The following is a 12717-nucleotide window of genomic DNA, read 5'->3' as shown; positions in this document are numbered from 1 at the left end:
GCCGCCAGCCGCATTGGCCTTGCCGGTCCTAACGGCTCCGGCAAGTCGACATTGCTGCGGCTGATCGCCGGCGTCTATCCGCCGAGCAGCGGCAGCATCTCGATCCAGGGCAACGTCGTGCCCCTGCTCGGCCTCAACGCCGGCGTAAACCTCGACTTCGTGGCGGAGGACAACATCGCGCTGCTGCTGCGGATCAGCGGCCGCAAGCCGACCCGCAGCGTGATCGACGAGATCTGGGCCTTTACCGAGCTCGAGACCCGCATGCAGCGGCTGCCGCTGCGGATGTTCTCCTCGGGCATGCTGATGCGGGTGCTGTTTGCGACCGCCACCGCCTTTCCGGCCGACATCCTCCTGCTCGACGAATGGCTCAGCGTGGTCGACGAGCACTTTGCGGCGAAGGCCCAGGAGCGGCTCTTGAACCTCGTGTCGCAGGCGGCGATCGTGATCATCGCCTCGCACGACCAGCCACTGCTGCGCCGCACCTGCTCCACCATCATCAATCTCGATCACGGCCGCATCGCCTCGACCGTCACGGTCGAGCCACCGGCCCCCCACGCCTTCGAGCTCCGCGAGAAACGTGCATGAAACAGAACATCCTGGTCGTCTCGGAGTCGCTCGGACAACCTAATCACAAACGCGGCATCTTCCACTTCACCCGTGAATTGGCACGTTCGCTCGCGTCGGAAGGTCACGCGCTCACGCTGCTGGTGGAGACCTCGAAGCGCTACCGCAAGCTACGGCGGCGCGAGCGACGCACGAAGCTGTTTCCGGCGAAGTCAAACAACATCGAGCTGCTCGCTCTCTATCGCTTCCTCGACGAAGTCAACGTCAGCGGCCCGGTGATGCTCAGCGGCTCGCGTCGCAGGCTGGACTGGCTCCGCAACAAGGCCGCCATGTTGCTGTCGCGGGACAATATCCTCTGTCTCCTGCGCGCGATCGGCCTGCTGGGTCTGCGCACCCGGCTGATCGAGAACCGGATTGCCGCACTCGAATACATTCCGCCGGATATGCGCCATCTCGAACTGTTCAGCGATTTCCAGCTCGAGCCCGGCTTCTTCAACTATCAGGACTCCTCCGCTTTCTTCCTGCTGCCGCCGCCACGGATCGACGCGCGCGACTATGACGTCATCGTCGTGGACACCCCGACACGCGTCGCGATCAGGCGCAAGCCGAACGCCAAGGTGATCTGCGTCGTCCACGATCTGTTGCCGCTCACCGACCTCAAGCTCAGCGACATCGCCACGCGGCAGTTCCTGGCGCGGATCCGCACCAGCCTGCGTCAGGCCGATGAGCTCGCCTTCGTTTCAAACTATAGCATGATGCGGTTCAGGGAACTGTTGCCGCAATTTGCGCACCTGCCGGCGCGGGTCGTGTATCCCCGCACCCGGTTCGACGCCCCGGATGTCCTGCACCTCCCAGCCCCGTCGGGGCGTCCGGGGCGGCCGAGCTTCGTCGTCATCGTCTCCAACGAGCCGCGCAAGAACGTCGCCACCGTCATCCGCGCCTTCCGCGGCGTGCCGCAGGCCGATCTCGTCGTGATCGGCCATGCCGGCGAGACCAGCCGGATGCGCAATCCGCCGCCGAACGTCCGCTTCGCCGGCTATATCGACGAGCATGAGAAGGCAGCCCTGATCGCGGAGGCGCACGGCCTGATCATGCCGAGCTTCGCCGAAGGCTTTGGCGTGCCGATCATCGAGGCGCTGGCGGCGAATACACCGGTGCTGTGCTCCGATATCGCTGTCTTCCGCGAGGTCGCGGGCGAGCTCGCCGACTATTTCGATCCGTTCTCGACCGAGGCGATCGCAGCTTCCATCATCCGCGTGCTGACGCGGCAGGAGGAATGGCGCGGCAAGATCCGCGCGCGGCGCCACGAGCTTGCCGATCGCTTCGGTTACGAAACCCAGGCCCGCGACTTCCTTGGGCGCGAGATGCCCAGGGAACGGCTGGTCGCAGCGCGATAGATGTCATTCCTCATGATTGCTGAACCCGCGGCGTGGTCCGCTCCATCCGGTTGGCAGGTGCTGCGCAGCCGATGGCCGAGCTTGAGCAATTCGGCCGCGCTGATCGGGGCGGCGGACGCGCTCGTCGTCCTGATCGCAGCGTCGCTGCCCTGGTCGACCACGGCGCCTTCGATCTTCGGCGGGCTCTGGCTGCTCGCGGTGACGCCAACCATCGACTGGCGCGGCTACGCGCGCGAGCTGATGCGGCCCGCGTTCGCCCTGCCGTTCGCTCTCCTGCTGCTCGCCCTCCTCGGCACGCTGTGGTCGGACGGCGATTGGGCCAACCGGCTGCATGCGATCAAGCCGGTCGCAAAGCTCGTGCTGATTCCGCCGCTGCTCCATCATTTCAGCCGGTCGGAGCGCGGTATCTGGGTTTGCTTTGCCTTTCTGGCCTCCTGCGCGCTGCTTGCCGTCTTCTCCTGGATCGTGCTGCTCAATCCCGCCTGGAAGATCGCCGCGACGGCGTCGGCCGGCGTTCCCGTCAAGAACTACATCGACCAGAGCCAGGAATTCACGCTCTGCGCCCTTGCGCTCGCCCTGCCTGCGCTCACCTTCTGGCGCAGCGGACGCGCGATTGCGGCAGTTGCGTGCCTGGCATTGATCCTGCTGTTCGCCACCAGCATGGTGTTCGTCGCCTCGAGCCGCACGGCCCTGCTCTGCATCCCGATCCTGCTGGCGTTGTTCGCCTGGAAACATCTCGGCCGGCGGGCGACGCTGGTCCTGCTCGCGGGCACGGTCGCCGCGAGCGCGCTGGCCTGGACGGCGTCGCCCTATCTGCGCCAGCGCATCACCGACATCGCCGTCGAATACCGCCACGGCCATGAGGACATCAGCCGTGCTTCGACCGCCCAGCGCCTGACCTATTGGCGCAAGTCGCTTCACGCCTTTGGTGAGGCCCCGCTGATCGGCCATGGCACCGGCTCGATCAAGCGGCAATTCGAGCGCGCCGCCACCGGCGGCAGCAGCCTCGATGCGGAGATCGTCAGCAACCCGCACAACCAGACCCTCAACGTCGCGGTGCAATGGGGCCTCTTCGGCGTCATCCTGCTCTACGCGATGTGGATCGCGCAGCTTCGCCTGTTCACCGGCGAAGGCCTTGCCGCCTGGATCGGCCTCGTGGTCATCGTGCAGAACATCGCGAGCTCGCTGCTCAACTCGCATCTGTTCGATTTCCACGAAGGCTGGATGTATGCGCTCGGCGTCGGTGTCGCCGGCGGCATGGCGCTGAGGGCCAAAGCTGGCACCCAGTCCTGACTACTGGCCGCGCTCGTGGCCGACCTCACCGGTGATGACGTCGCCGAACAGCTCCCAGGCCTGCCCATTGAAGCGCATCAGCTGCATCTGCTCGATCGGGAAGTAATCGTCCGGTGAGGTGTTGACCATGATGCCCGGCAGCATCAGGTCGGTGTGAAAATCCTTCAGATTCGCGGCCTGCTTCATGACGTTGTCGCGCGTGAGATTGTCGCCACACTGCTTCAACACCTGCGCCATCGCCTCGGCCTGCACGTAGCCATAGACGTTGTTGGCGTTGGCCTTGTCGCCATCAGGGTAATATTTGTCCATGAATTCGCGCCATTTCACCACCGCCGGGTCCTTGTCCCAGGTCGGGTCGGTCGGATCCTTCAGATAGACGGTCGAGATGATGTCCCTGGAATAGTCGAGCCCGGCGGGCTTGAGCACCGAGGCGACCGAAGTCGCGGTGTTCGCGAGGAAGAATTTCGGCTTCCAGCCGAGCTCGCCGACCTTCCGGATTGCCTGCGCCGAGCCTTTCGGCGCGGCCCATGAGAAGAAGATGTCCGCGCCGGAATCATGCAAGGCCACGATCTGCGAATCGATCGAGGGGTCGCTGACCTCGTAGGACTTGTCGGCGATGATCATGTTGGCCTTGTCGCCGAGCCCGTCCTTCAGGCCCTTGAACTGGTCCTTGCCGGCGTCGTCGTTCTGCCAGAGCACCGCGATCTTGCCGTTCGGAAAATTGTCGCGAATGTACTTTGCGTAGATCCGCCCCTCGCTCTGGTAGTTCGGCTGAAAACCCATGGTCCAGGGGAAATTCTTGGGGTCACCAAATTTGGTGCCGCCGGAGGCGACGAAGAGCTGCGGCACCTTCTTCGCATTCATGTACTTCATGATCGCCGAGTTCGAGGGCGTGCCGAGCGGCTGGAAGATCAGCAGCACCTCGTCGCTCTCGACCAGCTTGCGCGCCTGCTCGATCGCTTTCGGCGGCGAATAGGCATCGTCATAGCTGATGAAGTTGACCTTGCGCCCGTTGATGCCGCCCTGGTCGTTGATCATCTTGAAGAAGGCGGCCTCGGTCTTGCCGATCACGCCATAGGACGAGGCAGGCCCGCTATAGGGCATGATGTTGCCGATCTTGATGTCGGTATCGCTGGCGCCGGGGTCGTATTTCTTCTGCGCGAGGGCCGGTGCGGTGACGAGCATTCCGGCAGCAAGCATGGCGAGGGCAGCAAGGTTGTTGCGACGACCCGGCATCGTTCTCTCCCCTGTATTTTGTAGTCTTGTTTTGCCGAGAGTGTCGCAAGGCGGTGTGCGGCTGGCAAGCGCTTCGATTTTCCGCGCGGTGAAACGACAGCTCCGGAACTTACGCGCCGCACCGCAGCAGATTCAGGACGCGCCCGTCGATCACGAGCAGCGCGCTGCCGATGACGACGGCGCCCACGATCTCGCGCATGGAGATCGGCTCACCCAGCACCAGCCATCCCAGCAGGATGGCGGTGACGGGAATGAGCAACGTCACCAGCATCACGTTGGTCGCACCCGAGCGCCGGATGATCTGAAAGAAGACGATGTAAGCGAGCGCCGTCGACAATCCGGCGAGGCCAAGCACGGCAAACCAGGTCGCAGGACCCGGGATCGGCAGATGCCATGGCCGCTCCACCACACCGGCGACGACCGCCATCATCACCGTGGACGCCATCAGTTGAAACGTCGCTGTCCCCAGCGGGGCGGAGTCCTTCAACAGCCGCCGCGCAGCGAGTGCTGCAAAGCCATAGCTGAATGCACCACCGAGACAGAGCAGGATGCCGAGCCCCTGCCCGGTCCGCGTCTCGGCACCCCACCCTCGCAGAACGATCACGCCGAGAAGCCCCAGCGCCACGCCGGCCACACGCCGCATCTGCAGGGCTTGTTCGCCCGCCGCCGCCATCACCATCACCGTGAACAGCGGCGTGGTCGCATTGAGGATCGACGCCAGTCCGCTCGGAATGAAGGTCTGGCCGATCACGATCAGTGAAAACGGAATGACGTTGTTGAGCAATCCGATCGCGACGAACGGCTTCCAGCCCGCCATGCCCTTGGGGAGGCCGATCCCCTGCATCCGGAGCAATGGCAGAAGCATCGCCGCCCCGAGCGCGACGCGCAGGAAGACCAGCGTCAGCGGCGGCAATTCCCGCAATGCCGCTCCGTTGAAGAAGAACGATCCGCCCCAGAGCACCGAAAGCACAGCGAGCAGCGACCAGTCTCGCGCGTCGATCCGGTTGTCGTTCGGGGGCATGGGTTTCACCTCGGCAATCGAGTCTGCCGCCTAGACTGATGCTAGGGGCTGAGCCACCCGATTTCCGACATGACGATACAAATCGCGGCAGCGCCGATGAATGCGCGGTCTCAGCGCAACTGGCCGTGCAGCTAGGACGGCTTCTTCGGCCGCGACACCAGCTCGATCATCCTGCCTTCATCGTCATCCGGCATCGCGGCCTTCGCCTGCGCGTAGGACTCGACCGCGGCGCGCGCGACCAGCGGCTTGTCCGCCAGCAGGCTTTCGGCGAGCTTCAGGGCATAAGCGGCATCCTTGTGCCGCAGCGCCGCCGTAAATGTGGCGCCGCTGAAGTCGCGGGCGACCATGCGCCTGGAGTGGCGCTGCACCTGCGGGCTTGCGGCAACGCCGGCCTGGATCGATTCCAGCACCAGGTTCATGTCGAGCCCGGCCTGCTCGGCGATCGCGAGGCCCTCGGCGAGGCCGGCGATCTGGATCGCGCCCATCAGGTTGTTGATGAGCTTGTAGACGGTGCCGGAGCCGACAGCGCCGAAATGGCGGATGGTCGAGCCGATCGGCACCAGATAAGGCCGCGCGCGTTCGAGGTCGGCGCTATCTGCGCCAGCGAGCAGTGTCAGCTTTCCCGCGGCTGCCGCATCCGGCAATCCCGTCACGGGACAGTCGATATAGATCAGCCCGCGCGCGTTGAGCTCGCGGCCCATCTCGCGGGCGTGGTCATAAGAGACGGTGGAGCATTCGATCGCGATCGTGCCTGATTTCGCCGTCTTGGCCGCACCTTGCGGCCCGAGCCAGACGGCACGGGAGGCTTCGTCGTCGGCGACCATGGTCACGACCGCGTCGGCATCGATCGCGGCGTCCTCGGGCGAGGTCGCCCAATGGGCGCCGCGCGCGATCAGATCTTCGGCCTTGGCCTTGCTGCGATTCCACAGCGTCACCGTGAAGCCGGCATCGAGATAACGGCCGGCCATGCCATGGCCCATCCGTCCAAGCCCGATGAAGGCGACGCGGGACATCAGTCGACGTCCTCGATGTCGGCGCCGGGGGTGCCGAAGGCGCGCTGCGCCAGCGTCGCGGCCATGAAGTCGTCGAGCTCGCCGTTGAGCACGCCCGAGGTGTCGGAGGTCTGCACGCCCGTGCGCAGGTCCTTCACCATCTGGTAGGGCTGCAGCACGTAGGAGCGGATCTGGTGGCCCCAGCCGATATCGGTCTTGGCGGCCTGGTCGGCGGCGGCTTTCTCCTCGCGCTTCTTCAGCTCGATCTCGTAGAGACGCGCGCGCAGCATGTCCCAGGCCTGCGCCCGGTTCTTGTGCTGGGAGCGGCCGGCCTGACAGACCACGGCCACGCCTGTCGGAATATGCGTCAGGCGCACCGCGGATTCGGTCTTGTTGACGTGCTGACCGCCGGCGCCGCCCGAGCGCATCGTGTCGACGCGGACGTCGGCTTCCTTGATGTCGATCTTGATGCTGTCGTCGATGACCGGAAACACCTGCACGCTCGAGAACGAGGTGTGCCGCCGCGCGTTGGAATCAAACGGCGAGATGCGCACCAGCCTGTGCACGCCAGCCTCCGTCTTCAGCCAGCCATAGGCGTTGTGGCCGGAGACCTGGATGGTCGCCGACTTGATGCCGGCCTCTTCACCCTCGGACTCTTCGAGGAATTCGACCTTGAAGCCGTGCGTCTCGGCCCAGCGCGTGTACATGCGCAACAGCATCTGCGCCCAGTCCTGGCTCTCGGTGCCGCCGGCGCCGGCATGGACTTCGAGATAGGAATCGAAGCGATCGGCTTCGCCCGAGAGCAGCGCCTCGAGCTCGCGCCGGGCGACCTCCTTCTTCAGGGTCTTCAGCGCGGCTTCGGCTTCCGCCACGACGCCGGCATCGCCCTCGGCCTCGCCGAGCTCGATCATGCCGATGTCGTCCTCGAGCTCCTGCTCGACCTTGCCGATGCCGGACAGCGAATCCTCAAGCGAGGTGCGCTCCTGCATCAGCTTCTGGGCCTTCTGGGGATCGTTCCAGAGGTTGGGATCTTCTGCGAGCTTGTTCAGCTCAGCGAGGCGCGCCGTCGATTTCTCGACGTCAAAGATGCCTCCTCAGCAGCCCGACTGACTGCTTGATCTCTTCTACCAACCGTTCGATTTCGGCGCGCATGTCGTTCTCTGATCTCGCGGAATTGCTCCGCGTGTAATGGAGATTGCGGATGTAGCGGCGGCGGCTGCAAAGCGCAACCGCCCGAACCGCGATCGTCCGTCTTATACGCTAGTACAGCCCGCCGGTGCCCGGCCGCATGAAGAAGCCGGAATCCGGCTGTTGCTGCTGCGACGCCGGCACGCCGCCGCGCCCGTCGGCATCGGCGACGCCGATGACCGAGTAATTGTCCGGCGGCGCCGTGCCCGGCTTGAAGGCCTCCAGGATGGTTCCGCCGGTCTCGCCGGGGCCGGCGCGCATGCCGGTCTTGGCGACGACGCGGACCAGCTTGATGCCGGCCGGCACCTTGAACGGAACCGCGGGCTTGTCGGCGAGCGCGAGCTTGAGGAAATCGCGCGCGATCGGCGCAGCCAGATGGCCGCCGGTCGCAGCGTTGCCTTTGCCGAGCGCGCGCGGCTTGTCGTAGCCCATATAGATGGCGACGGCGACGTCGGGCGAGAAGCCGACGAACCAGGCGTCCTTGGCCTCGTTGGTGGTGCCGGTCTTGCCGGCGATCGGCTTGCCGACCTCCTTGACCACCGTCGCGGTACCGGCCTGCACGACGCCTTCCATCAGCTCGGTGATCTGGTAGGCGGTCATGGAATCCAGCACCTGCTCGCGACGGTCGATCAGCTGCGGCTCGGCCTGGTTCTTCCAGCCGCCGGGCGCATCGCAGCCGCGGCATTCGCGCTGGTCGTGCTTGAAGATGGTGCGGCCGTAGCGGTCCTGGATACGGTCGATCAGGGTCGGCTTCACGCGGCGGCCGCCATTGGCGAGCATCGAATAGGCCGTCACCATGCGCATCGCCGTCGTCTCGCCGGCGCCGAGCGCGTAGGACAGATAGTTCGGCAGCTCGTCATAGACGCCGAAGCGGCGGGCATATTCGCCGATCAAGGGCATGCCGATGTCCTGCGCGAGGCGCACCGTCACGGTGTTGAGCGACTGCCGCAGCGCATTGCGCAGCGTTACCGGTCCCTGGAACTTGCCCGAGGAGAAGTTTTCCGGCCGCCACACGCCGGCGCCCTGGCCCTGGTCGATTTCGATCGGCGCGTCCAGCACCACGGTCGACGGCGTGTAGCCGTTGTCGAGCGCGGCCGAATAGACGATCGGCTTGAACGACGAGCCCGGCTGCCGGTAGGCCTGCGTGGCGCGGTTGAACTGGCTCTGGTCGAACGAGAAGCCACCGACCATCGCGAGCACGCGCCCGGTCCAGGGATCCATCGCCACCATCGCGCCGGACACTTCGGGAATCTGGCGCAGACGGTACTGGCCTTCGACCGGCTGTCCTTCCTTGGAGTAGAGCGGATCGGCATAGATCACGTCGCCAGGCTGCAGCACCTGCGAGACAGATGTCGGGGTCTTGCCCTTGGCGTTGCCCTGGGCCGCCCTCGCCCAGCGCACACCGTCAGCCGTGATGAGGCCGGTCTCACGCTGCTTGCTGATGGCGCCGCCAAGTTCGCGACTCGGCTGGAAGCCGATGCGTGCGGACTGGTCGCTGGTCTCCAGCACCACCGCCATGCGCCACGGCGAGATGTCGGAGAGCGACTTGATCTCGGCGAGCTTGACGCCCCAATCGCCCGAAATATCGAGCTTGCTCATGGCGCCGCGGTAGCCTTGCTGCTCGTCATAATTCACGAGGCCGGCGACCATGGCCTTGCGCGCCATGACCTGGATCTTCGGATCGAGCGTGGTGCGGACGGAGAGACCGCCTTCGTAGAGCTTCTTCTCGCCGTAGCGCTCGAAGATGTCGCGGCGGACTTCCTCGGCGAAATACTCGCCGGCGAAGGTGTGGGCGCCGCCCGAACGGTTGGTGACGGCCAGCGGCTCCTTGCGGGCCTTGTCGGCGTCGGCCTGCTTGATCCAGCCGTTCTCCAGCAGACGGTCGATGACGTAGTTGCGACGCTCGATGGCGCGGTCGCGGTTGCGGACCGGATGCAGCGTCGCGGGCATCTTCGGCAGCGCGGCCAGATAGGACGCTTCCGCCACCGTCAGCTCGTTCACCGACTTGTCGAAATAGACCAGCGAGGCGGCCGCGATGCCGTAGGCGCCGAGGCCCAGATAGATCTCGTTCAGGTACAGCTCGAGGATCTTGTCCTTCGAGTAGGTCTTCTCGATCCGCATCGCCAGCAAGGCTTCCTTGATCTTGCGGGCGAAGGAGACCTCGTTGGTCAGAAGGAAGTTCTTGGCGACCTGCTGGGTGATCGTGGAGGCGCCCTGCGGACGGCGGTTGGAGCCGTAGTTCTGGATGTAGACCACGCCGGCACGCGCCATGCCGGTGTAGTCGATGCCGCCATGTTCGTAGAAATTCTTGTCCTCGGCCGCGAGGAACGCGTTGATCACGAGCTTGGGCACTGCCTGGATCGGCAAATAAAGCCGCCGCTCCTTGGCGTATTCGCCGAGCAGCGAGCCGTCGACCGCGTGCACGCGGGTCATCACCGGCGGCTCGTAATCCTGAAGCTGAGAGTAATCAGGCAAGTCCTTGGAGAAATGCCAGATCAGGCCTGCTATGGCCCCGACACCGACAAGGAACACCACTGTTCCCGCGGCGAACAGGAAGCCCATGAACCGCACCAGCAAGCGCATTATGTGTTTATCCGTTCAAACTCTGGATCAGCCCAGTATCAGCCCCATCGGACCCAAGCACTGGCACCTCAAACTGGCGCCAACCTCACGTCACGAACTCACCGGCCTACGCAATCACATCAAGGCCGGGCCTAACGACGCTCGCCGAGCGGGATTCTCTCCGATTCCGGAACCCCCTGCGGCGTTTTTATAAATCGCCCGCTGTGGCCAAACTAGGGCTTTTGCGGCGGGATGGAAAAACCCTTCTTCAATTTGACGAACCGGCGGTCGTCGCCAGCCGTTTGGCCAGGAACCCGTCGATCGCCTGCGCCATCGAGCCCACCGCCTTGGACCGCCAGCCTTCCGAAACCAGATGCTCGAGGTCGCCCTTGTTGGAGACATAGCCGATCTCGACCAGCACCGATGGCACATCAGGCGCCTTCAGCACCCGGAAACCGGCCGATTTCAGGGGGTGCTTGTGCATCCGCACGGTCGACTTCATTTCGCCCATCAGCAAATGCGCAAAACGATTTGAAAACGTGCGGGTTTCCCGCTGTGTCAGGTCGATCAGGATGTCGGCGACGTCTGTCGGCTCCTCCGCCAGATTGAAGCCGGCGATCGCGTCCGCGCGGTTTTCGGCGTCCGCCAGGCGCTGGGCCTCGGCGTCGGAGGCCTTGTCGGACAGCGTATAGATGGTGGCGCCCTGCGCGTCGCCCTCGGCCTTCGGCAGCGCATCGGCATGAATCGAAACAAACAGCGCGGCCTTGAGGTTGCGCGCGATCTTGGTCCTGTCGTTGAGCGGGATGAAGGTGTCGTCGTCCCGCGTCATCACCACGCGGTATTTGCCGGCCTTTTCCAGCCGGTCGCGCAACGCCCGGCCAAAGGCCAGCACCAGGTTCTTCTCGCTCTCCCCGCTCGATTGCGTGCCGTTGTCGATGCCGCCATGGCCGGGATCGATCACGACCACCGGGCGGCCGTCAGCTTTCTGTGGCCCGGAATCCGCAGCTGCGGCCGCCGGAACCGTCGCGGGCGGCGCCTCGGCGATCGCGGGCCGCAATTCGGGACGATTTTCCTGAGCCAGCGTCGGCGCGAAAGCCGCGCGATCGACCTCCTCCAGCTCGAGCACCAGCCGGGCCGGCTGGCCGTTGGCCGCCTCCAGCACGTAGGAATTGGCGATCTTGGCGGGACCCGTCAGGTCGAACACGATTCGGGAGCCGCCAGGCATGACCAGCCCGTAGCGGAAGGCTTTGACCAGTCCCCGTCCGCCGCCACCTGTCCCTGCGGGCAGCCGAAAATTAAGCTGGGGGACGTCGACCACCACGCGATATGGCTCGGCCAGGGTGACGGCACGGAAAGTGATGGTTTGATCGAGGTCCAGAATGAAGCGGGTCTGCTTGCCATCGCCCGCCAGCCGGGCGGCGGAGGCAATTGGAAAATTCGCTACTGCAACAGAGGGTTGCGGCTGACTTTCCGCGGCCTTCAGGCGCGAGGAATCAGCACACGGCAGTGCCGCGACGCATAGCAGCGCGCATCCCAGCAAGACCCTTTGATGTGTGCGGCTCGCCACCGATTCCGTGCCTCCGAGCAGCTTTTTTAACGCAATAGAACCACAGGGTTAATCGATCCTTAATGACAGGCGCGCGAAACTCGGCGACTGTGACCGCCGTGCGACGCTCCTTGCACGGATGGTCCATTCCACGTATGTACGGAGTGCTGACGGCCGATATTTCCGGTTGTGTCGCATTCAGCCTCCCGGTGCAGCGCCGGAACTCCCAAGGTTTGGGAATTCCAGCGTTTTCCGTTCCCCTCTAAGACCAGCGCGGTGCGCGGCAGCGAGGTGGAACGGGGCAAGTACTGGCGGCGGACGGTCCCCGGTTACCGCAACGTGTCCGGGACTGTTCTGACAGCGGCGTAACCTTTTGCCCGGTCCCTTAATCCCAGGGGAGCGGTTCGTAATCCCAAGGCGAGCGCGCTCGCGCCATGCCTGGCCAACAGCAACTGATTGAGGGGCGGCCCCGCCGCCCAATGTTTCATACGGGCCGACGCTTGATGCGCCAGACTGTGCCGACGAATTCTGAAGGACCATTCGCGACGCTGCGGAGTGATAATCCCGCGCGCCGCCATGGTCCTGAAGCTTCCGGTTCGGCAAGGCGCGAGAGACGGCGTTTCGGCCTTCCCCTCACCCCCGAATCAGGTGGACCGTCGCGTCACCCGGCGGCGCGATACGCGCCCACGGTGAATCGCGCCCGCCGCCGCCAAGAGTTAAGACATGCCCAACAAGATGTTGATCGATGCCACCCACCCGGAGGAGACCCGGGTTGTCGTGGTCCGCGGCAATCGCGTCGAAGAGTTTGATTTCGAGACCGCGCAACGCAAGCAACTGCGCGGGAATATCTACCTCGCCAAGGTCACGAGGGTCGAACCCTCGCTCCAGGCCGCCTTCGTCGAATATGGCGGCAACCGC

The 12717-nt window shown here is 64.7% G+C and carries 10 protein-coding genes; 4 read left to right on the top strand and 6 right to left on the bottom strand.

Translation table 11 applies throughout. The annotated features are described in order from the left end of the window. The 3 genes from PMI42_RS11335 to PMI42_RS11325 form a co-directional block, all read left to right on the top strand. Window positions 1-585, top strand: a 585-nt coding sequence (locus PMI42_RS11335) for an ABC transporter ATP-binding protein (protein ID WP_008133802.1), incomplete at its 5' end; no start/stop codon positions are given. After that, window positions 582-1961 (top strand): glycosyltransferase family 4 protein, encoded by a 1380-nt coding sequence (locus PMI42_RS11330; RefSeq protein WP_008133801.1) that lies wholly within the window; start codon window positions 582-584, stop codon window positions 1959-1961. The genes PMI42_RS11335 and PMI42_RS11330, both read left to right, overlap by 4 nt. 12 nt (window positions 1962-1973) lie before the next feature. Then, a complete protein-coding gene (locus tag PMI42_RS11325; protein WP_050994361.1) occupies window positions 1974-3254 on the top strand; it encodes an O-antigen ligase family protein in 1281 nt (426 codons plus the stop codon). Here the strand turns inward: PMI42_RS11325 and PMI42_RS11320 are convergent, their stop codons facing one another. The 6 genes from PMI42_RS11320 to PMI42_RS11295 all read right to left on the bottom strand — a co-directional run bounded on the left by PMI42_RS11320 (window position 3255) and on the right by PMI42_RS11295 (window position 11820). Continuing rightward, complete coding sequence (locus PMI42_RS11320) at window positions 3255-4490, bottom strand: ABC transporter substrate-binding protein (RefSeq protein WP_008133799.1); 1236 nt, start codon at window positions 4488-4490, stop codon at window positions 3255-3257. It lies immediately after the preceding gene. Between the two features lie 109 nt (window positions 4491-4599). Further along, complete coding sequence (locus PMI42_RS11315) at window positions 4600-5511, bottom strand: DMT family transporter (RefSeq protein ID WP_008133797.1); 912 nt, start codon at window positions 5509-5511, stop codon at window positions 4600-4602. A 131-nt stretch (window positions 5512-5642) separates the two neighbouring features. After that, entirely contained in the window at window positions 5643-6524 is an 882-nt protein-coding gene (locus PMI42_RS11310) for an NAD(P)-dependent oxidoreductase (protein ID WP_008133795.1), read from the bottom strand. Next, window positions 6524-7655 (bottom strand): peptide chain release factor 2 gene (gene prfB / locus PMI42_RS11305; protein WP_157195737.1). Its coding sequence is split into 2 segments (ribosomal slippage): window positions 6524-7585 and window positions 7587-7655, totalling 1131 coding nucleotides; the frame shifts between segments, so codons are not numbered across the junction. The genes PMI42_RS11310 and prfB overlap by 1 nt, the downstream gene beginning before the upstream one ends. A 108-nt stretch (window positions 7656-7763) precedes the next feature. Continuing rightward, entirely contained in the window at window positions 7764-10274 is a 2511-nt protein-coding gene (locus PMI42_RS11300) for a penicillin-binding protein 1A (protein ID WP_008133790.1), read from the bottom strand. Window positions 10275-10521: 247 nt separating this feature from the next. Next, window positions 10522-11820 (bottom strand): N-acetylmuramoyl-L-alanine amidase, encoded by a 1299-nt coding sequence (locus tag PMI42_RS11295; RefSeq protein ID WP_008133788.1) that lies wholly within the window; start codon window positions 11818-11820, stop codon window positions 10522-10524. A gap of 702 nt (window positions 11821-12522) precedes the next feature. Between PMI42_RS11295 and PMI42_RS11290 the strand changes: the two genes are divergently transcribed. Then, on the top strand, window positions 12523-12717 hold a 195-nt coding region (locus PMI42_RS11290; RefSeq protein WP_008133786.1), incomplete at its 3' end, for a hypothetical protein.

Source organism: Bradyrhizobium sp. YR681 (assembly GCF_000282615.1).
Classification (GTDB): domain Bacteria; phylum Pseudomonadota; class Alphaproteobacteria; order Rhizobiales; family Xanthobacteraceae; genus Bradyrhizobium.
The sequence above is the reverse complement of the archived record's forward strand: the minus strand, read 5'-3'. Positions and strand labels throughout refer to the sequence as shown.

Coding starts and splice junctions, on each gene's coding strand:
- PMI42_RS11320 (WP_008133799.1), bottom strand. CDS start 4,490: ATGCCGGGTCGTCGCAACAACCTTGCTGCCCTCGCCATGCTTGCTGCC.
- PMI42_RS11300 (WP_008133790.1), bottom strand. CDS start 10,274: ATGCGCTTGCTGGTGCGGTTCATGGGCTTCCTGTTCGCCGCGGGAACA.
- PMI42_RS11325 (WP_050994361.1), top strand. CDS start 1,974: ATGATTGCTGAACCCGCGGCGTGGTCCGCTCCATCCGGTTGGCAGGTG.
- PMI42_RS11315 (WP_008133797.1), bottom strand. CDS start 5,511: ATGCCCCCGAACGACAACCGGATCGACGCGCGAGACTGGTCGCTGCTC.
- PMI42_RS11310 (WP_008133795.1), bottom strand. CDS start 6,524: ATGTCCCGCGTCGCCTTCATCGGGCTTGGACGGATGGGCCATGGCATG.
- PMI42_RS11330 (WP_008133801.1), top strand. CDS start 582: ATGAAACAGAACATCCTGGTCGTCTCGGAGTCGCTCGGACAACCTAAT.